Origin of the sequence: Amycolatopsis sp. NPDC052450 (assembly GCF_044547565.1) — a bacterium.
Lineage (GTDB): Bacteria > Actinomycetota > Actinomycetes > Mycobacteriales > Pseudonocardiaceae > Amycolatopsis.
This window is the reverse complement of the sequence record NZ_JBIUAQ010000003.1, coordinates 280,092-299,749: the sequence shown is the minus strand read 5'-3', so window position 1 is coordinate 299,749 and position 19,658 is coordinate 280,092. Positions and strand designations below refer to the sequence as shown.

Annotated in this window: 19 protein-coding genes; 11 read left to right on the top strand and 8 right to left on the bottom strand. The window is 69.3% G+C overall.

Going from position 1 to position 19,658, the window contains the following annotated elements; translation table 11 throughout:
- Positions 1 to 21 precede the first annotated feature (21 nt).
- From ACIHAO_RS08655 to ACIHAO_RS08645, 3 genes are all read left to right on the top strand, one after another.
- A complete protein-coding gene (locus tag ACIHAO_RS08655; protein WP_396555872.1) occupies positions 22 to 1,875 on the top strand; it encodes a VanW family protein in 1,854 nt (617 codons plus the stop codon).
- A 134-nt stretch (positions 1,876 to 2,009) separates the two neighbouring features.
- Positions 2,010 to 3,221 carry an MFS transporter gene (locus tag ACIHAO_RS08650; RefSeq protein WP_396555870.1) on the top strand — a complete coding sequence of 404 codons (1,212 nt, stop codon included), beginning with the start codon at positions 2,010 to 2,012 and terminating at the stop codon, positions 3,219 to 3,221.
- 140 nt (positions 3,222 to 3,361) lie between these two features.
- On the top strand, positions 3,362 to 4,576 hold the full coding sequence (locus ACIHAO_RS08645) for a GGDEF domain-containing protein (protein WP_396555868.1): 1,215 nt from the start codon (positions 3,362 to 3,364) through the stop codon (positions 4,574 to 4,576).
- A 249-nt stretch (positions 4,577 to 4,825) separates the two neighbouring features.
- Here the strand turns inward: ACIHAO_RS08645 and ACIHAO_RS08640 are convergent, their stop codons facing one another.
- Positions 4,826 to 6,178, bottom strand: a complete 1,353-nt coding sequence (locus ACIHAO_RS08640) for a TrpB-like pyridoxal phosphate-dependent enzyme (RefSeq protein ID WP_396555866.1) — start codon at positions 6,176 to 6,178, stop codon at positions 4,826 to 4,828.
- Positions 6,179 to 6,254: 76 nt separating this feature from the next.
- Between ACIHAO_RS08640 and ACIHAO_RS08635 the strand changes: the two genes are divergently transcribed.
- The 4 genes from ACIHAO_RS08635 to ACIHAO_RS08620 all read left to right on the top strand — a co-directional run bounded on the left by ACIHAO_RS08635 (position 6,255) and on the right by ACIHAO_RS08620 (position 9,804).
- Positions 6,255 to 7,139: an arginase family protein gene (locus ACIHAO_RS08635; protein WP_396555864.1), complete on the top strand. Its 885-nt coding sequence runs from the start codon at positions 6,255 to 6,257 to the stop codon at positions 7,137 to 7,139.
- On the top strand, positions 7,136 to 7,825 hold the full coding sequence (locus ACIHAO_RS08630; RefSeq protein ID WP_396555862.1) for a dienelactone hydrolase family protein: 690 nt from the start codon (positions 7,136 to 7,138) through the stop codon (positions 7,823 to 7,825). The genes ACIHAO_RS08635 and ACIHAO_RS08630 overlap by 4 nt, the downstream gene beginning before the upstream one ends.
- 716 nt (positions 7,826 to 8,541) lie before the next feature.
- The gene (locus tag ACIHAO_RS08625) at positions 8,542 to 9,336 is read left to right on the top strand and encodes a PIG-L family deacetylase (RefSeq protein WP_396555860.1); all 795 of its coding nucleotides are present in this window, start codon (positions 8,542 to 8,544) and stop codon (positions 9,334 to 9,336) included.
- A 3-nt stretch (positions 9,337 to 9,339) separates the two neighbouring features.
- On the top strand, positions 9,340 to 9,804 hold the full coding sequence (locus ACIHAO_RS08620; RefSeq protein ID WP_396555858.1) for a YfbM family protein: 465 nt from the start codon (positions 9,340 to 9,342) through the stop codon (positions 9,802 to 9,804).
- A gap of 348 nt (positions 9,805 to 10,152) precedes the next feature.
- On the opposite strand, the gene ACIHAO_RS08615 is transcribed toward ACIHAO_RS08620, so the two are convergent.
- Positions 10,153 to 10,560, bottom strand: a complete 408-nt coding sequence (locus ACIHAO_RS08615) for a RidA family protein (protein ID WP_396555856.1) — start codon at positions 10,558 to 10,560, stop codon at positions 10,153 to 10,155.
- 48 nt (positions 10,561 to 10,608) lie between these two features.
- Between ACIHAO_RS08615 and mtnA the strand changes: the two genes are divergently transcribed.
- Entirely contained in the window at positions 10,609 to 11,574 is a 966-nt protein-coding gene (mtnA, locus tag ACIHAO_RS08610) for an S-methyl-5-thioribose-1-phosphate isomerase (RefSeq protein ID WP_396555854.1), read from the top strand.
- On the opposite strand, the gene ACIHAO_RS08605 is transcribed toward mtnA, so the two are convergent.
- The 4 genes from ACIHAO_RS08605 to ACIHAO_RS08590 all read right to left on the bottom strand — a co-directional run bounded on the left by ACIHAO_RS08605 (position 11,546) and on the right by ACIHAO_RS08590 (position 15,200).
- Positions 11,546 to 12,433: a nuclear transport factor 2 family protein gene (locus ACIHAO_RS08605; protein WP_396555852.1), complete on the bottom strand. Its 888-nt coding sequence runs from the start codon at positions 12,431 to 12,433 to the stop codon at positions 11,546 to 11,548. The two genes, mtnA and ACIHAO_RS08605, sit on opposite strands and share 29 nt — an antisense overlap.
- Before the next feature lie 84 nt (positions 12,434 to 12,517).
- Positions 12,518 to 13,738, bottom strand: coding sequence for a GNAT family N-acetyltransferase (locus ACIHAO_RS08600; protein ID WP_396555850.1), 1,221 nt, complete (start codon positions 13,736 to 13,738; stop codon positions 12,518 to 12,520).
- A gap of 53 nt (positions 13,739 to 13,791) precedes the next feature.
- The gene (locus ACIHAO_RS08595; RefSeq protein WP_125785759.1) at positions 13,792 to 14,007 is read right to left on the bottom strand and encodes a ferredoxin; all 216 of its coding nucleotides are present in this window, start codon (positions 14,005 to 14,007) and stop codon (positions 13,792 to 13,794) included.
- A gap of 2 nt (positions 14,008 to 14,009) precedes the next feature.
- Positions 14,010 to 15,200 carry a cytochrome P450 gene (locus ACIHAO_RS08590; RefSeq protein WP_396555848.1) on the bottom strand — a complete coding sequence of 397 codons (1,191 nt, stop codon included), beginning with the start codon at positions 15,198 to 15,200 and terminating at the stop codon, positions 14,010 to 14,012.
- A gap of 114 nt (positions 15,201 to 15,314) precedes the next feature.
- On the opposite strand from ACIHAO_RS08590, the gene ACIHAO_RS08585 reads away from it, so the two are divergent.
- Both ACIHAO_RS08585 and ACIHAO_RS08580 read left to right on the top strand, forming a co-directional pair.
- Complete coding sequence (locus tag ACIHAO_RS08585) at positions 15,315 to 15,881, top strand: TetR family transcriptional regulator (RefSeq protein WP_396555846.1); 567 nt, start codon at positions 15,315 to 15,317, stop codon at positions 15,879 to 15,881.
- A gap of 41 nt (positions 15,882 to 15,922) precedes the next feature.
- Positions 15,923 to 16,837 (top strand): phosphotransferase family protein, encoded by a 915-nt coding sequence (locus ACIHAO_RS08580; RefSeq protein WP_396555844.1) that lies wholly within the window; start codon positions 15,923 to 15,925, stop codon positions 16,835 to 16,837.
- Here ACIHAO_RS08580 and ACIHAO_RS08575 read toward each other — a convergent pair.
- Positions 16,818 to 18,020 (bottom strand): cytochrome P450, encoded by a 1,203-nt coding sequence (locus ACIHAO_RS08575; RefSeq protein WP_396555842.1) that lies wholly within the window; start codon positions 18,018 to 18,020, stop codon positions 16,818 to 16,820. The two genes, ACIHAO_RS08580 and ACIHAO_RS08575, sit on opposite strands and share 20 nt — an antisense overlap.
- A gap of 77 nt (positions 18,021 to 18,097) precedes the next feature.
- Positions 18,098 to 18,652, bottom strand: a complete 555-nt coding sequence (locus tag ACIHAO_RS08570; RefSeq protein ID WP_396555840.1) for a TetR/AcrR family transcriptional regulator — start codon at positions 18,650 to 18,652, stop codon at positions 18,098 to 18,100.
- Positions 18,653 to 18,703: 51 nt separating this feature from the next.
- Here ACIHAO_RS08570 and ACIHAO_RS08565 point away from each other — a divergent pair, with 51 nt between their 5' ends.
- Positions 18,704 to 19,249 (top strand): hypothetical protein, encoded by a 546-nt coding sequence (locus ACIHAO_RS08565; protein WP_396555838.1) that lies wholly within the window; start codon positions 18,704 to 18,706, stop codon positions 19,247 to 19,249.
- Positions 19,250 to 19,658: the final 409 nt, after the last annotated feature.

Genomic DNA, 19,658 nt, shown 5'->3' with positions numbered 1-19,658 from the left:
CCGGACATGTGGAAGGCCCGGATGTTCGATCACGACGCCCGGCCTCGCCGGACCGTGGAGGGTGGAGAGTTGCCGCAGGAACCGCGCTGGCCCGAGTCCCATGCCGAGCAGACGGACATTCTCCCGGTCGTCACGCCCGGGTTCGCGGAGTCTGCCACGCCCGAGGAGCCCGCGCCACCGAAGCGCCGTCGCAGCTACCGCAAGGCCGCCTTCATCGGCGGCGGCGTGTTCGGCCTGCTGGTCGTCGCGTACGCCCTCGATGTGCTGGTCTCCCAGGGCAGCGTCCCCCGCGGCGTCACCGTCGCCGGGGTCGACGTCGGCGGGATGGACCGCGCGGCGGCCGAGAAGGAGCTCCGCGGTGGCATCGAGCCGCGGCTGACCCGGCCGGTGAAGATCGTCGCGGGTGACGCCGAGGAGTCACTGGCGCCGAACAACGCGGGACTCCGCCTCGACTGGCCCGCCACCCTGGACCAGGCGGGCGATCAGCCGCTGAACCCGTTCACGCGGATCGCGTCGTTCTTCTCGACCACCGAGGTCGGCGTCGTCACGCAGACCGACGACGCCAAGCTCACCGCCGCGCTGGAGAACCTGCGCGGCAACGTCGACCGCGACCCCATCGAGGGCACCGTTCGCTTCGAAGAGGCCAAGCCGGTCGCCGTCGAACCCAAGACCGGGCAGAAACTCGACGTCGAGGCCGCCAAGCGCACGATCCTCGACCGCTGGGCAGGCGGTGAGCCGCTGACGCTCGCGGTCACCCAGACCCCCGTCAAAGTGTCGCCGGAAGCCGTCCACGCCGCCCTCGAACAGGTCGCCAAGCCCGCCGTGGCGGCACCGATGGTCATCAAGGGCGAGGGCAAGGACGCGGTCGTCAAACCCGCGGACATCGCGGGCGCGCTGACCTTCGAACCCGCCGACGGCGGCGTGCTGAACCCGAAGGTGGACAACAACAAGATCATCGAGGCCGCGGGACCGCAGCTGAAGTCCACCGAAAAGGAGGGCAAGGACGCGCAGATCGTCTTCGAAGGCGGCAAGCCGACCGTCCAGCCCTCCGAGGACGCCAACGTCGTCGACTGGGAGCCCAGCCTCAAGCCGGTGCTCGACGTGCTCAAGCGCGCGGCGCCCCGTGAGCTGCCGGTGACCTACAAGAAGACCCCGGCCAAGGTGACCACCGAGCAGGCGAACCAGCTCGGCATCAAGGAGGTCGTCAGCGAGTTCAAGACCGGCGGGTTCGCGCCGGACTCGGGGACGAACATCCGGGTCGTGGCACAGAAGGTCAACGGCGCCATCGTGAAGCCGGGCGAGACGTTCAGCCTCAACGGGTTCACCGGACCGCGCGGCGCGGCGCAGGGCTACGTCGAGGCCGGCGTCATCAAGGACGGCGCGCCCGGCCGTGAGGTCGGCGGCGGTATCTCGCAGTTCGCGACCACGCTGTACAACGCCTCGTACTTCGCCGGCATGAAGGACACCGAGCACAAGGAACACAGCTACTACATCAGCCGCTACCCCGCCGCGCGTGAGGCGACCGTGTTCCAGAACCACAACGGCGGCAGCGTGATCGACCTCAAGTTCACCAACGACGGTGACACCGGGGTCGCGATCCAGACCATCTGGTCGCCGTCGGACATCACGATCCGGCTGTGGGGCACCAAGAAGTACACCGTCGAGTCGATCCCCGGCGGCCGCAGCAACCCGTCCGAGCCGCCGACGAAGCCCGGCCCCGCCGAGAACTGCAAGCCCAGCAACGGCGCCCCCGGCTTCACCACGTCGGACACGCGGGTCATCAAGGACGCCGCGAGCGGCCGCGAGGTCCGGCGCCACACCCGGAACGTGCACTACAACCCGCAGCCGAAGATCACCTGCGGCACGGAGCAGTAGTCCCCTAGCGCGTGAAGGCCCCTTCCCTCGGCTGAGCCATGGGAAGGGGCCTTCACGCGCTTTCCGAGGCTTCACCACGCGCGTCCGGGGCGGTACGCTGAGTGACTCACCCGACCGACGGGGGTGGTCACCTCGTGCGTTCCCAGGCGACCTTCCGGCAGATCCTCGCGGTCGGTGAACTGCGGGCGATCTGGTTCGCGGAACTCCAGTCGATCCTCGGGGACCAGGTGGCCAGGGTCGCCCTGTCGGTGCTGGTGTTCGAGCGGACCGGTTCGGCGACGTGGCCCGCGCTGACCTACGCGCTCACGTACCTGCCGGACCTGGTCGGCGGGCCGTTGCTCGGCGGACTGGCCGACCGGTTCCCGCGCCGCGCGGTGATGGTCTGCTCAGACGTCGTCCGGGCCGTCCTGGTCGCGGTGCTCGCGATCCCCGGGATCCCGTTACCCGTGCTCGCCGTCGTGCTGGTGGTGGTGCAACTGGCCAACGCGCCGTTCACCGCCGCGCAGGCCGCGGTGCTGCCGTCGGTGCTCAGCGGGGACCAGTACGTCCTCGGCCAGTCACTGCTGAAGATCACCAACCAGATCGGCCAGCTCGCCGGGTTCGCCCTCGGCGGCGTGGTGATCGCCGCGATCGGGACCGGCAGGGGCCTCGCTCTCGACGCGGTCACGTTCGGGGTTTCGGCGCTCGTCCTGCGCCTCGGTGTCCGTGCCCGCCCCGCGACGGATGCGCACGGCCCCGCGACGTCGACCCTGCGGCGGCTTCGTGCGGGCGCCCGCACGATTTGGCACGACCGACGGCTGCGCGCGCTGGTCGGTCTCGCGTGGCTGGCCGGTTTCGTGATCGTGCCGGAAGGGCTCGCCGTGCCGTACGCCGCGGAGATCGGCGGCGGGGCGGTGACGGCGGGACTGCTGCTCGCGGCGCATCCCGCGGGGATCGTGCTCGGGGTGTTCGTGCTGGGCCGCCTGGTGCGGCCCGAAGTCCGGTTGCGCATGGTCGGACGGCTGGCGCTCGGCGCGATCGTGCCGCTCGCGGCGTTCTGGTTCCGGCCCTCGCTCCCCTACGCCGCCGGACTGCTCGTGCTGTCCGGGATGTGCGCGGCCTACCAGGTCACCGCGAGCACCACGTTCATGCGGTTGGTGCCCGACACCGAACGAGGCCAGGCTTTCGGCCTCGCCGGGTCGGGGCTCATCGCCGTGCAGGGAATCGGGCTGATCGCCGGCGGCCTGCTCGTCGGCGTACTCGGTTCACCCGCGACGACGGTCTCGGTCATCGCACTCGCCGGTGTCGTAGTGGCTGTTCCGGCCACCCGGGCTTGGCGCCACGTGGCCCCGCTTCACCCCCTTTGACCGGAACCGGGTATTCACCAGTTCTGCCCGCGCATGGAGCTCACCCCCTCCACTTCCCCGATGCCGGTCACGCGTGGTGCACCCACGCCTACCCATACAGCGTAGTGACACCTAGTATCCAACCGATTACGTTCGTCACCGTGGCGCTAACGAATTGGGCGCTGTGGCGGCTACCCCACCGCGGTTTGATCGGCTTCGTCCTCCTGGTGGACGTCGCGGCGATCACCGGATCCGCCTGGTCACTTGCCCGCGTCCCGTTCACCCACGGCGACGCGATCCCCTTCGCGATCCTGATCACCAGCGCCGTGCTGTACACGGAGTTGTCACGCCCCGTGGAGCGGGTGCGGGAACGGTTCGCGGGCACCCCGCACATCTCGCTCGACAGCGTCTGGACCTTCGCCGCCGTACTGCTGGTGCACCCGGCACTCGCCGCGCTGGTCATCGCCGTGTCGTTCTTCTACCGCTGGTTCCGCGGGCAGCCGAACCCGTTGTTCCGGCGCGCGTTCTCCGCCTCGGCGACCGTGCTCGCGGGCTTCGCGGCCGCCGCCTTCCTCTCCCGGTACGCGGCCCCGTTCGACGTCCTACCCCGCGACGCGTCCTCCCTTGGCTCGGTGGTCGCGGCGGGCGGCGTGTTCCTGCTGGTCAACACCGCGTTGATGACGGTCGCGGTGCACTACGGCACCCCGCACGAGCGGCTGCGCGACGCGCTGGCGCAGCCGTTCGAGTACGCGCTCGAAGCGGCGACGATCGCGCTCGGGATCATCGTGGCGTGGGCCCTGCGGGACTGGCCGGTGGTACTGCTGCTCGTCGTCGGGATCACGCTGGTGCTGCACCGCGGCGTGCTGCTGCGGCAACTGAAACGGCAGGCACGCAGTGACGCCAAGACCGGGCTGCTCAACGCCAAGGCGTGGCGCGAAGCCGCGGCCGACGAACTCGACCGCGCGCGGCGCGCGGGGCGGCACACCAGCCTGCTGATGGTCGACGTCGACCGGTTCAAGCTGATCAACGACCGCCACGGGCACCTGGTCGGCGACCGGTACCTGGCGGCGATCGCGGAAACCCTGCGCACCGAGGTGCGCGGCACGGATCTGGTCGGGCGGTTCGGCGGGGAGGAGTTCGTCGTCCTGCTGCCCGGCACGTCCGCCGTGCACGCCCACGCGATCGCGGAACGGATCCGGTCGAGCGTGGCTTCCCGCGCCGGCGACCTGCCCGAACACGTCACCGTGTCGATCGGGCTCGCCGACCGGCCGGGCGTCGCCGACCTGGACGCCGTTCTCGCCGCCGCGGACCGGGCGCTGTACGAGGCCAAGAACACCGGGCGGAACCGGACGTCGGGCTACCAGGTGACCGGCTGACCCGACCCCGCAATTCGTCACCTACTTGCGGTAGTTCGGGATACGAACCACCGCAAGTAGGTGACGAATTGCGCCTCGAGCGTGACCGGACCGGTGGTGCGGGCACCGTGTGGATTTTGGGACGTTGGATGACCAGAAATCCACACAGTCACGGCCGCGGCGCGCCACGCACCGCCTCAGGCCCGCAATTCGTCACCTGCTTGCGGTAGTTGGCGATGCGAACCACCGCAAGTAGGTGACGAAATGCGATCAGGGGAGGCCGGCGAGGGACTTCGCGAGGACCTCGTCGGACAGCGCGTGGTCGGAGATGTCGCCCGCCAGGTACGCGCCGTATGCGGGAAGGTCGAGGTGCGCGTGCCCGCACAGCGCGGTCAGAATTACCTTCTCCTCACCTGTTTCCTTGCACCGCAACGCTTCCTCGATGCACGCGGCGAGCGCGTGGGTCGGCTCCGGCGCGGGGATGATGCCCTCCGCGCGGGCGAATCGCACACCCGCGGCGAAGCAGTCCTCCTGCCCGACAGCGATCGCGTCGATCAGCCCGAGTTCGTAGATGTGCGAGATCAACGGCGACATCCCGTGGTAGCGCAGGCCGCCGGCGTGGATCGGGTCGGGGATGAAGTCGTGACCGAGCGTGTGCATCTTCAGCAACGGCGTCAGCCCGGCGGTGTCCCCGAAGTCGTACGCGTACTTCCCGCGGGTGAGGGTCGGGCAGGCGGCCGGTTCGACCGCGCGGATCACCGGGTCCATCCGCCCGGCGAGTTTCTCGCGCAGGAACGGGAAGGCGAGCCCACCGAAGTTGGAGCCGCCGCCGGTGCAGCCGACGAGCACGTCCGGGGTGTCCCCGGCCAGTTCGAACTGCTTGAGCGCCTCTTCACCGATGATCGTCTGGTGCAGCAGCACATGGTTGAGCACGCTGCCGAGCGCGTAACGGGTGTTCTCCGCCTGCGCCGCCTGCTCGACCGCCTCGCTGATCGCGATGCCGAGGCTCCCGGTCGAGTCCGGGTCGGCGGCCAGGATCGCGCGGCCGGATTCGGTCAGCTCGGACGGGCTCGGGTGCACCGTGGCGCCGAACGTCTCCATCATCAGCTTGCGATACGGCTTCTGGTCGTAGGAGGCGCGGACCTGCCACACCTCGCATTCGAGCCCGAAGGTGGCGCAGGCGAACGCGAGCGCGCTCCCCCACTGTCCGGCGCCGGTCTCCGTGGTCAGCCTGGTGACACCCTCCGCGGCGTTGTAGAAAGCCTGCGGCACGGCGGTGTTGGGTTTGTGCGAGCCGACCGGGCTGACGCCCTCGTACTTGTAGTAGATGCGGGCGGGAGTGCCGAGCGCCTTCTCCAGCCGCCTCGCGCGGTACAGCGGCGACGGTCGCCAGAGCCGGTAGACGTCGAGAACCTCTTCCGGGATGTCGACGTACCGTTCCGTGGTGACCTCTTGGGCGATGAGCGCCTGCGGGAACAGCGGCGCGAGATCGTCCGGGCCGATCGGCTCGCGGGTGCCCGGATGCAGTGGCGGCGGTGGCGGCTCCGGCAGATCCGGGACGACGTTGTACCACCTCGTCGGCATGTCCTGTTCGTCGAGGATGTATTTCGTCCGCTCCGCCATTGAGCCTCCTCTGTCCGTCCCATCAACCTAAAGGGACGGACGGCGCGACACCAGGCGTCACTACTACGGTGGGGGCATGGGGAATTTCGTACTGCTCGACGCACCGTCCAATCTCGGACTGCGCCCGCCCGCCGAAGGTGTGGTCCCGGGTTGTTACAAGGCACCGGGCGCGCTGCGTGACCACGGCCTGCTCACCCGTCTAGGCGCGAGGGACGGCGGTGTCGTCACCCCGCCGCGGTATCTGCCCGCCTGGTCGCCCGGCGGTGGCGTGCGCAACGCGGCCGGGATCGCGGCCTACACGGAGACACTCGCCGGACGGCTCGCGAAGATCCGCGCCGACGGCGGCTTTCCGGTCGTGCTCGGCGGCGACTGCTCGATCGCGCTCGCCGCGATGCTGACCCTGCGTCGCGAAGGACGCTTCGGCGTCGTCTACTTCGACGGGCACGACGACTTCCGGCACCTGGGTAACTCCGACCACGTCGCCGCTGTCGGCGGCGAAGCGCTAGCCGTCGTGACCGGCCGCGGTCAGCCGGAACTGGCCGATGTGGACGGTCTGCGCCCGTACGTCCGCGACGAAGACGTCCTCGTGCTCGGTGTTCGCGCGGAGGAGTCCGCCGAGGCGCGGGAAGCCGGGCTTCGTGTCGTGACCAGCCAGGAGATCATGGCGTCCGGCACCGACGGGGCGCTCGCCGCCGCCCGGGAGATCTTCGCGCCGCTGGACGGTTTCTGGATCCACATCGACATCGACACCCTCGACCCGGAGTTCGTGTCCGCTGTGGACAGTCCCGATCCCGGTGGGCTCAGCCCGGACAAGCTCGTCGAACTGCTCCGAGGGCTGCTCGCGATCCCCGGCGCAGCCGGACTGGAGCTGACCATCTTCGATCCCGACCTCGACCCCGACGGCACGCAGGCCGCCCTCGTGGCGGACTGTCTCGTGCACGCGCTGGAAGGAACCCGATGACCAAGGTGACCGTCGCCGACGGCTCGTTCGACGCCCCGCTCTGGCTGCCCGAATCCGGCTCCGGCCCGGGTTTGGTGCTGATCCAGGAGATCTTCGGCCTCGACGACTACCTCAAATCGGTCGCCGCCGACCTGGCCGCCCTCGGCTACGTCGTCGCCGTGCCCGAACTGTTCTGGCGGATCGCCCCCGGCTGGTCGGCCACGCACGACGAAGCCGGCGTCTCGGCGTCGATGGAGGTCTCCGGCAAACTCGACCCGGCACGCGCCGTCACCGACGTCCTCGCGACCCTGGCGACCCTGCGCGCGCTCCCCGAAACCGACGGCCGCGCCGGCGTCTTCGGCTTCTGCCTCGGCGGCTCGATGGCTTACGCGGCCGCCGCCGAAGGCGACCCGGACGTCGCGGTCTCGTACTACGGCTCCCGGGTGCCCGAGCAACTTCCGTTGCTGGACAAGATCACCTGCCCGATCCAGTTCCAGTTCGGCGGCGCGGACCCGTACATCCCCATCGAAGGCGTGGGGAAGCTGGCCGACGCGGTGGCTTCCCACGACGGCGCGGAGATCCACATCCACGAAGGCGCGGGGCACGCGTTCCACAACCACGTGGCGCCGATGTTCCACCAGCCCGAGCCCGCCGCGGCGGCTTGGGCGCTGACGCTGGAGTTTCTCGGGCGGGTCTTTCCGGCGTGAGTGGCCCGGTGCCGGGGCGAACCGTCGGCTCTCGATCAGCAGCGACAAAGACCATCGTCTCGGACCGCGATACCGCAGCCGTCGCAGTAGTCGACCTTGGCCGGGCGCGGCGTTGGACGATTGCCCGTTCGGCGACCCGGCTTTGCCTTGTTTCGGCGGGATTGCTCCTTGACTCGCGCCGGCGGGCCGCCGCTGACCGTGGCCTTGGCTCCCGGTGACCCGACCGCCGCAGGCGAATCGGCCCTCAACCGCTCGATCAACTGCGTGGTCGCGTTCTTGTGCCCGGCCAGGCGCAAGGCGCGCAAGCATTCACGATTCGTTCCCTGCGGAAAGCCGGACAGCCACTTCCGAGCAGCCGACTGCCAGGTGCCTCCGGAGGTAGCAGGGGGCAGAGTGCGTGGCGATTCGGGCGCCGGACCTCGCTTCCTGGGACCAGGCCGTTGTCCGGATTCCTGGATCGTCCACCCCTGAGCTGACGATTCCCCGAAGACATACGGATCCGGGATATCGTCATCCGGGCTGTACTCCGGCCCCACCTCACACCGGCCCGCACGATCCAGGTACCAATCGTCGATCCCCACCACAGCCGGCCACCCTTCTACCTGCGGTCGTTCGTGTGTCTTGAGTCGCGCCGACGGCCGAATTCGCAACACAGATCGCCGTCAGTCATCCCGCGCCACCGGAATATGTCGGTGCCTCCCGGTAGTTTCCCCACCATGGCCACATTGGTGAGTTTTCACGCCCACCCCGACGACGAGTGCATCGTCGCGGGGGGCGTCATGCGCAAGGCCTTCGAGGAAGGCCACCGTGTCGTGCTCGTCGTCGCGACCAGGGGGGAGGTCGGCGAGGTGCCGGACGGGTTCCTCGACGACGGAGAGGAGTTGTGGCAGCGCCGCGTGCAGGAGACGCACGCTTCCGCCGAGGTCCTGGGGGCCAAGCGGGTGGAGTTCCTGGGGTACACCGATTCCGGCATGATGGGCGAGCCGCGCAACGACGTGCCCGGCACGTTCTGGCAGGCCGACGTCGAGGAGGCCGCGCAGCGGCTGGCCGAGATCCTGCGCGAAGAGCAGGCCGACGTCCTGACCGTCTACGACGACAACGGCGGCTACGGGCATCCGGACCACATCCAGGTGCATCGCGTCGGCATGCGCGCGGCCGAACTGGCCGGCACGCCGCGGGTCTACGAGGCGACGAGCAACAGTGACGAGATGCGCCGCGGCATGGAGGAGGCGGTGCGGACGGGGCAGATGAAGGCCGAGGACCTGCCCGATTTCGAAGACGGTTCCGAGTTCGGCAAGCCGGAAGCGATCCTGACCGCGCGGGTCGACGTCACCGCGTACCTGCCCTACAAGCGGGCGGCGATGCGTGCGCACGCCAGTCAGATCAGTGAGGACTCCTTCTTCCTCGCGATGCCGGACGAGGCTTTCGCGGGGGCGTTCGGCGTCGAGTGGTTCATCCGTGCCGGGCAGGGTCCTGGCATCACGGAGACCGACCTCATGGCCGGGCTCTGACCGATGGGCATGTGCGGCGCGTATCTGCGGGTCACGTCCGGGGAACTGCGTGAACTGAGCGAGAAACCCGAGCGGTACTGGGAGTACGCCGAGAAGGCCGCCGGCACCGAACGGGCGGTGGACATCGACAAGGCGTGGCACGCGCTGTGGTTCCTGGTGGGGCGTGCCGGGTTCGAGGTCGACTTCGTGCTGGGCGGGGCACTGCTGGGGGAAGCCGACAGTGACGGGCCGCCGCGGTGGTTCACCGCGGACGAGGTGCGGACGATCTCGGCGGAGATGACGCGGACCGGGTTCGATCAGCTCTCGCAAGGCCTCGAGCTCTCGGAGCTCGACGCCGAGGGGATCTACCCGTCGATCTGGGACGAGCCCGACGCGCTGGACTACGTGCGCGGGTATTACGACGAGCTGGTGACCTTCTTCGCGGGGGCCGCGAAGGCCGAGGAGCCGGTCGTCACGATCATCACCTGACGGGGGATCGTGTTCGGGCGCGGTGCCGGGCCGCGTTCCGCACTGTGTGGATTTTGGTGCGTTGGATGACCAGAAATCCACACAGTCCCGCGTGACAGTCCCTGTGAGCACCGGAGGGGTGTGTGGAAAGAGGGACATTCAACGTCCCTGTTTCCATACACCCCTCACCCGAAGTCACCGCTCACGAGACAAGGTGCCCCGCAGGAGCGCAGCATGCTTCGCGTGCGAACCCGAGCCACTCGGTACCGGCGGGCCCGCTCGCCGGATGTCCGTGAAGGCCTCCTTGAGGGACTCTGGGTCCCTCAAGGAGGCCTTCACGGAACTTCGCCAGACTCGGCGAGCGAGAAATCAGGCCGTGGCGGCGGTGACGTCGAGCTCGACGAGCTGCCCGGGGTAGCCGAGCTGCGCGACGCCGAGCAGCGTGCTCGCGGTCGTGAAGGCCTCCCCGATCTCCGATTCCACGAACCGGTCCCAGACGGCTGAAAGCACCTCGGCGTCCGGCGTCACCACGTAGATCACCGTGCGGACGACGTCGGCCGGGGTCGCCTTGGCGAAGGCGAGCGCGGCGGCGGTGTTCGCGACGACCTGGTCGACCTGGGCGAGGACGTCACCGTCGACGACCTTGCCGTCTTCGGCGAGCGGGCATTGGCCGGCGAGGTGGACGTCCCGTCGTCCTTCGACGATGGTCACGTGGTGGTAGACGGGCGTGGAGTGCAGACCGGGCGGATGGTGGCGTTGAATGGTCACGAGTCGCATCCTGACCGAGGCGGCCGCGACGGGACAACCGGATTTCACGGGAGAGCCATGCGCAGGACGATCGACTGGACCGGCGACGCGGTCACGATCATCGACCAGACCGTCCTGCCCGCCGAGTATCGCGTGCTCGAACTGCGCACGGTCGGCGAACTCGTCGGCGCCGTCCAGCGGCTCGCGGTCCGCGGGGCACCGGCGCTCGGCGCGGCGGGAGCGCTCGGCGTGGTGCTCGCGACCCGCGCGAAAGGTGACGTCGAGGCCGAGGCGCGCCGGGTCGCGCAGGCCCGGCCGACTGCGGTCAACCTGAGCTGGGGTGTCTCCCGCGCGCTCGCGAAGCTCCCGGAGGGGCCGGAAGCGGTCCTCGCCGAAGCGCTGGCGATCCTCGACGAGGACGAGCGGATCAACCACGAAGCCTCCCGGCTGGCGACCGAAGTGGTGCTCGAACACTGCGAGCGGCGGCCGTTGCGGCTGCTCAGCCACTGCAACGCGGGCCATCTCGCGACGGTCGGCTGGGGCAGCGCGCTCGGTGTCGTTTGGCATCTGCAAGCCCGTGGCCTGGTCGAATCCGTGCTGGTCGACGAGACCCGCCCGCTGTTGCAGGGTGCCCGCCTGACCGCCTGGGAACTGGCACAGGCCGGTGTCCCGTACCGGATCCAGCCCGACGGCGCGGCCGCCGCGGCGATGGGCCGCGGCCTGGTGGACTGCGTGCTCGTCGGCGCCGACCGGATCGCCGCCAACGGCGACGTCGCCAACAAGATCGGCACCTACGGCCTGGCGATCGCGGCGAAGCACCACGGAGTCCCGTTCGTGGTCGTCGCCCCGTCGTCCACTGTGGACACCGCGATGCCGGATGGCGCCGGGATCGTGATCGAGGAACGCGATCCCGGCGAGGTCCTGAGCTTCGGCGGTGCGAAGGTCGCGCCCGAAGGCGCGGAGGTGTTCAACCCTGCCTTCGACGTCACACCGTTCGACCTGGTCACCGCGGTGGTCACCGAGCAGGGGGTGCTGAACCCGTGAGCAGCTTGGTGAACAGGGCACCCATCTCCGCGTCGCCGTAATTCAACGGGAGCGTGTCGAAGTAGTAGCGGACCATGCCGTGCTCGGTGCCCACGATCACCCCGAAGTCGATCGTCCGCCCTTTCGCGCGGACGGTCCCGCGGTACTCCTGGAACTTCGTACGCGGACCCGCGGCCGCCTGATCCGGCGCCAGCCGGACGTCGGTCATCGCGCCCGAAAGCCTGCCGAGGTAGGCGAGATGACACTGCGGGTCGGTCACCGGTGCCGTCAGCCCCGGTCCGGTGAAGGCAGGCCCTCGCCGAGGACAGTTGTCGGCGACACCGGCGAACAGTTGCCGAAGCGCGTCCTTCTCGATGGGGCGGAACCATTCCGTCCGATCGTGGTAGCGACGCCCCTCGGTGACCTCACCGTCCTTGAGCACCACCCGGTAGACGGCCGGGTAGCGCACCATCTGCCCGTTGATCACGGCTTCGTTGGCCGCCTCGTAGAAGACGGCGTCGCCGTTCACGACGATCTTCACCGGGGTGAACCGGAAGGTGGGGAAGGCTCCCAGCAGGGTCCGAAGGTTGTTCTCGATGTCGGCCCTGCCGCGCACGGGCGCGGCGCTGCCCGATTCGGCGAGCGTCCCGTCAGCGGCGAAAACGGTGCCGTACAACCGAACGCGGGCTTCCCGTGCTTCGGGCGTGTCCGAACGCATCGCCCCGAACTCGGTCTGTTTCGTGATGAAGGCGCAGGCACTCGGGGACACCGCACCTTCGACCAAGTCACCCAACTGCTCCACAATCGGGCAACCCTCGTTCGTCTCCGCCACCGCCGGTCCGCCTCCCAGCACCGTCGCACTGACCAGAACCGCCGCCACACCAAGGAATCTCTTGATTTTTCGCACCTGTTCACCTTGGCAAGGGAGACCGTGCGAAGTCGATTACCCGCCAGGTAATGCGGCCTAGAACGATTCGAGACAGGACGGCTCACGGTCGGAGGCGAAGGCCGCCGTCGCCCGCGAAACCGCGCCTGCCGTCCGTTCCTTGATCCGCCCGGCCGCGGCCAGTGTGCTCGGCCGGGTGCCGCCGAGGAAGATCGCGCCGAGGTCGATCACGTCCAGTTCGAGGTCCGGCGCGGCCTCCACCCTGGTCACCTCGGCGTTCCCGCCTTCGTCGGTGACGAGCCGCCAGTTCCCGGTGTTCCACGGGCAGAAGTCGTCGCGCACGCCGAACACCAGATCCGCCGGAATGCCGTAGCGGCGCGTCTTCAGCGCGCGATCGACGTCGACGAGCCGGACCCACAGGGAGTCACCGGCGGACCGGCTGATCTTGCGGGGATCGGCGAGGAGGTGGATGAGCGGTTCGTCGAGGGCGGCGAAGGTCTCCACCGTGCCGACCAGGTCGTAGTCGAGCAGGAAGCGGAACAACGTCGCGTACGCCTCCGGGGTGGTCGCGACCAGTTCCTGCACGATCAACGTCCCTCGCGGGCCTTCTTCGTGCCAGTCGCTCTTCACCCGGTAGATCGCGTAACCGTCCGGCAGGACGGCGAACTTCAGCGCGGTCGCGCCCTCGCGCCGCCGCTCCGGATCGTCGAGGTTGAACTCCCACGTCGCGCCCGGCCGGTCCAGCGCGCCGACCCGCTGTGGTGCTTCCTTGTCATAGAGCGCTTTGATCAGCGGAATCGCCTGCTCGCGGCCGACTTCGCGCACACGTTCGGCCTCCAGTTCGACACCGGGCCGGTACGCCGCCTTCGCCTGGATCTTCGCGCGGAAGAACTGCGCCGCGAGGCCGTACCCGAAGCGGGGGTAGATGACCGATTCGGACGCCCACAGCGCGGCGAACGGCTCGGCGCCGTCGTCGTGCAGGCCGTGCAGTTGCGCCCGCATGACGCGGGTGAGCGCGCCCCGCCGCCGATGTCCCGGAGCGACGCCGACCGACGTGATCCCCGCGAACGGCGTCGGGCCTGCCCCGGGGACGGTGATCTTCCGGCTGAGGATCTCCCCCATCCCGATCAGCTCGTCGCCGTCGAAGACGCCGTGCGAACGGTCGGGTTCGAACACCAGCCCCTCGCGGTGCTGGAACCCCTCCGAGGGGTCGGAGAGGAACGCTCGCGCGAGCATGTCCGAAAGTGCGGGCAGGTCGTCGGTGGTCAAGGTGCGGAGGGTCAAGCCGTCGTCGCTCACCCTGTGGTCCTACGCCTCTTCACCGACGACCGCCACGCATTAACGAGCGGTCATCAGGGCCGCGGCCCGATCACCTCGCCCTTTTCCGTCACTTCGATGGCCATCGCGGGGCATGAATCCGCCGCGTCCAGCACCGTCTCGTCCGGATCCACCTCCCCCTTGACCACCGTCGCCGTGGCGCCTTCGAGTTCGAAGACCTCCGGCTTCAGCGCGGCACACATCCCCGAGCCGATGCACGTGTCGCCATCGACGTCGACTTTCCAGCTCATGCTCACCATCCGATCGGCATGGAACGGGGCCCCCGAACCAGCATCTGTGTCTTCCACACGATATCGCCGTCGAGGTGCAGTCCGGGGAGATCTCGCAGCAACGCCCGCATGGCCTCCTGCAGTTCCAGCCTGGCCAGCGGGGCACCGAGACAGTGGTGCACGCCGTGCCCGAAACCGAGGTGGGGATTGCTCTCCCTGCCGAATTCGAGGGTTTCCGCCGACCTGAACTGGAGCGCGTCCCGGTTGGCGGCACCGATGGCGACCATCACCGGCTCCCCCTCCTTCACCAGCACGTCACCCACGTGGATGTCTTCGGTGGCGTAGCGGGCGAATCCGGCTCCGGCACCCAGCGGGATGAACCGCAGCAGTTCCTCGACCGCGGCCGGGATCAGGTCGAGGTCCGCGCGGAGGCGGGCGAGCTGGTCCGGCTGTTCGAGCAGGGCGTAGACGAAGTTGGGGATCTGGCTGGCGGTGGTCTCGTGCCCGGCGATCAGGATACCGATGCACATGTCGACCAGTTCCAGCTCGCTCAGCCTGTCGCGGACGTCGCGCGCTTCGATCAGCGCGGTCATCAGGTCGTCCTGCGGCTGGGCGCGGTGCTGCTCGACGAGCACGTGCATGTACGCCCGCAGCTCGTCCTGGTTGGCCATCATCTCTTCGGTGGTCAGCGGGCTGGTCGACAGCGCGGCGTCGCTCCACACACGGAACTTCGGCCGGTCCTCGACGGGGACGCCGAGCAGTTCGCAGATCACCGCGACCGGGATCGGCAGCGCGTAGTCCTCGACCAGGTCTGCGGGCTGTCCCTTGGCCTTCATGTCCTCGATCAGCCCTGCCGCCAGCTCGGCGACGCGCGGTCGCAGCAGTTCGACGCGGCGCATGGTGAACGCCTTCGCGACCAGCGTGCGCAGCCGGGTGTGATCGGGCGGATCCATGCTCAGGATCCCGCCCGGCCGCCTGCCCGGCGCCATCCGCGGCTCGTCCTTCTCCGCGGCCATCGCCCGCGAGAACCGCCTGTCGCCCAGTACGAAGCGCGCGTCGGCGTATCGGGTCGCGAGCCAGGCCGGCTCACCGTGCGGGAGCCGGACGCGGAGCATGCCCTGGGTGGCGCGGGCCGCCGCGTACGCCTCGTTGAGCTCGAGACCGGCGTCTTCGTTGAAGGGATAGGCGATGAATTCGGTGTCGTTGGTGGTCATTTTGTCCGGAAACCCCCCGGCTCGGCGGTTTGTAAGCAACTGCTTACAACGCTAATCACGACCACGGTGAGCGTCAATGCGCCTACCGTGCGACGTCCGGCTAGCCTTTGCCCGATGACGGAAGAACCGCAGGTCCGCAAGCGTGACGCGGCCGCGACCCGGGCCTCCCTGCTCGACGCGGCGGCGGCGCTCTTCGCCGAGCGCGGCTTCGACCGGACGACCGTGCGGGACATCGCGAAACGCGCCGGGGTCAACCAGGCGCTGCTGTTCCGCTACTTCGGCTCGAAAGACGCCCTCTTCGAGGAAGTCCTGGCACGCGGCGGGCGCGAGCAGCTCGCCACCACGCCACCGGACGAACTGCTCGGGACGGCGTTGCGCAGCATGCTGAAGGCCGACACCGGCCGCGACCGCACACTCGACGCCTACCTGCGCTCGACCGGCCACGACAGCGCCGCGGCCGCGGTCCGGCGGCAGCTCGGCGAGGAGTACGCGCAGGTGCTCGCCACGCTGACCGACGCCGACGACGCGGACCTGCGGGCCGACCTCATCCTCGCCTGGCTGCTCGGGATCGGCCTGGTCCGCGACATCACCGGCAAGGAACCGCTGGCCAGCGCGGATCCCGACGACGTCTGCCGCCTGGTGCTCGGCGCGGCACGGACGCTCCTGGAACGCAGCGGGTAAATGCGTCGCCGCCCGCGCTCCACTGCTCTACGGTCGGCTCCGTGATCTCGTTCCCGCCCGCCGGCACCGAAGCCGAGTTCGACGCGTTGACCAGGCAAGACCTGCTTCCGGCGGTAACTTCGCTGACCGGTTCGCTCGGTCTCGGCGAAGTCGTCCCGTTCACCGAGGGCTCGCTGCCGGTCTACGCCGTCGGCGACGATCTGGTGCTCAAGCTGTTCCCGCCGGTCCATCTCGGCGAACTCCCCACCGAGCGGACGATGCTCGAGGTCCTGCACGGGAAACTCCCGATCCCGACCCCCGCCGTGCACGGCGTCGGCGAGCGGGACGGCTGGGGTTACGTGCTCATGGAACGCCTGCGCGGCGAAACACTGAAGGACACCTGGCCGAAACTGTCCACAGAGGACAAACATCGGCTCGCTCCCGAACTCGGCGAGGCGCTCGCCGCCCTGCATTCGCTGCACGACCCGCGTCTCGGCGTCCTGGATCCGGCGGACTGGGCCACGTTCGTCGCCGGGCAGCGTGAGAAGGTCGTCGAGCATCACCGCCGGACCGGCCTCGACGAGAGCTGGATCGCGCGAATCCCGGCGTTCCTCGACTCCGTCGACCTCGGCACGCCGCCCGTCGTCCCGCTGCACACCGAGTTCATGCGCGACCACCTCATGGTCGTCCACGACGGCGGACGGCCGCGGCTGACCGGGCTCTTCGACTTCGAACCGGCGATGCGAGGCGCGGCCGAGTACGACTTCGTCGCCGTCGGCCTGTTCGTTTCGGGCGGGGACAAGGACTTCCTGCGGCGGTTGCTGGCCGGATACGGGGCCGAGCCGGACGAGGAGTTCTCCCGGCGTTGCCTGGCGTACGCGCTGTTGCACGTCTACAGCAATTTCACCTGGTACTTCAAGGTTCTTCCCGCACCGGAAGAACCGACGCTGGAAAGCCTCAGCCGCGCTTGGTGGTAGCCCACGTCACCGGCACCGCTTCGGGGCCGCGGATCGAAAGCGGCGGACGCCAGACGATGTCCGACGCCGGGACGGCGAGATCCAGTCCCGGCAGGCCGTCGAGCAGGGCCCGGAACGCGATCTCCCCTTCGAGCCGGGCGAGCGCCGCGCCGAGGCAGAAGTGGATGCCGTGCCCGAAGCCGAGCTGCGGCGCGTTGCGGCGCCGGATGTCGAACCGCGACGCGCCGGGGAAAGCGGCTTCGTCACGGTTCGCCGCGCCGGTGTGGGCCAGCACGGCCTCACCGCGCCGGACCAGGCCGCCGCTCAGTTCGACGTCTTCCAGCGCGACCCGGAGCAGTGACGCGTCGGCCGGTCCGTCGTAGCGCATGATCTCCTCGATGGCTCCCGCAGTCAGCCCGGGATCCGAGCGCACCGCCGCGAGCTGATCCGGATTCCCCGCCAACAGGACGATCCCGGTCGCGATCAGGCTGACCGTGGTCTCGTGCCCGGCGAGCAGGAGCTGCGTGGCCAGATCGATCAGCTCGGCCTCGGTGAGCCGGTCACCGTCCTCGTCGTGGGCATGCACGAGGACACTGAGCAGGTCATCTCCCGGCTTCGCCCGCTTGACGGCCACGAGTGCCGCCATGTCTTCCGCCCCGTCACGCCGGGCCCGCGCCACTTCCGCCGGGGTGTACGCCATCGGCGTGACGATCACCCGCGACCACTGGCGGAACCGTTCCCTGCCTTCGAAAGGGACGCCGAGGATCTCGCACATGACCGCCGTGGGCAGCGGACAGGCGAACATCTCCACCAGATCCACCGGCGGACCGTGCTCGACCAGCTCCCGCAGCAGCGTGTCGGCGATCTCCTGGATCCGCGGCCGCAGCGCGGCGATCCGGCGGACGGTGAAGGCCTGCGCCGTCAGCTTCCGCAACCGCGTGTGATCCGGCGGGTCCATGTTCAGGATGCTGTGCTCGCCCGTGGAGAAGTCACCCGGTTCGATGAGGCACGGCGCGTCCGGCGCGAGCAGGTTCCGGGAGAACCGGGTGTCCGAGAAGATCAGGCGGACGTCTTCGTACCGGGTCACGAGCCAGCCTTCGCAACCACTGGGGAAGACGACCCGGGACATCGGCGGATACTCGGCGTAGACCGCGCCCATCGGGGTCGCGGCATCGTCCTTCGCCGCGGGATACGTGGCTGTCATGGAGCCGATGATGAGTGGCGTGAAGCGCCGCTGGAAGGCTCCGGCGGCTCACCCGCCCGAAGAGCGGAAGATCCCTCTCATCCGGTGATAATCCCGCGCAGGAACTCCAGATAGCCTGGCCGCTCGGCCGCGGACAGCAGTGTCCCGCCGCTCGCCCGCTGTGCCTGGATCAAGCCGATGAAAGCCGTGTACGCCAGCAAACCCCGATGCCGGGCCTCGGTTTCCGGGCAGCCCATCTCCAGAAAGCAGCGGACGATGAAGTCGACGCGCCGCGCGGTGACGTCGGCGAGCAGCGGACCGATCACCGGATCGCCGGCGTGCGCGAGCAGCGCCAGCTCGGCCCGCTCGTCGTCCTTGCCCCCGAAGACGAGTTCGAACAGCTCACGCAGCCTCCGTTCCGGATCCGCGATGCCGTCCAGCAACGTGATCAGCGCCTCGGTGTCCTGCTCGGCCCACCGGCGCACGGCGGTCTCGACCAGCGCGTCCCGATTCGCGAAATGCCAGTAGAAGCTGCCTTTCGTCGTCCCGAGCTTCGCCGCGAGGGGCTCGACGGCGATCGCGGCGACCCCGCCTTCGCACAGCGCTTCGAGCGCCGCGTCCGCCCAATCCTCACGTGCGAGCTTCCGTTTCACGCCACGTACGCTACCGTACGGAAAACCATACGGCACCGTACGGAGGCGGCCATGTCTTTCGGTTCACCCGCGAACTGGGGCGCGACCCCGGAAGAACGCCGCCGCGCACAGCCGGCGGACACCCTGCTCGACGGCCCCGTCGCCCGCTTCGACCGCGCGGTCACCGTGCACGCGCCCGCCGCGCTCGCCTACCGCTGGCTCTGCCAGATCTCGGTCGCGCCCTACAGTTACGACCTGCTCGACAACCTGGGACGCCGCAGCCCCGGCACACTCACCCCCGGCGCCGACGAACTCGCGCCCGGCGACACGCTGATCGTGTTCGAGCTGACCGAAGTCGAACGAGGACGCCATCTCACCGGCCGCACCTTCGCCAAGTCGGAGAACCTGTTCGGCCCGGTGGCCGCGACGTACTCGGTCGAACCGATCGACGAGCGGTCGTGCCGGATGCTGTGCCGCATCGTCGTGACCTCGCAGGGGTTCCGCGGACGCCTCAAGGAGTTCCTGCTCGGCTGGGGCGACCTGATCATGATGCGGAAACAGCTGCTGACGTTGAAGAAGCACGCCGAACGGGACGCACGCCTCGGTCAGGGATCGTGAGTGGCGATTCGGGTTGGAGCGAACCCGTGTTTTAGGTACCTACGGCGGGCGGCGGGCCGGGATCGCAGGTCCGTGAAGGGCTCCTTCCCTACTCTGAGGGTAGGGAAGGAGCCCTTCACGGCATGCTGGGCTGAGCTCGGCCCGGCGTGAGGTAGAACCGCTGCTGCTGGCGGGCAGTAACGCCACCTTGAGGCTCGGCACTACAGCGACAGCGCGTGAAGGCCCCCTTCCCGAAGTACATGAAGGCCCCCTTCCTGTACCTAGTGTCCTGCACCGGAAGTTCGCGCCGTAAATCCGTATCGATAGCCAGCCGTCTCGCGCCTGACCCGGGGGGGCATGAGGTGCGTCGGGGGACTCACGGTAGGGCCGGGCCGGGTGGCGGCTCAAGGGTTTGCGGGGCGGGGGCGCC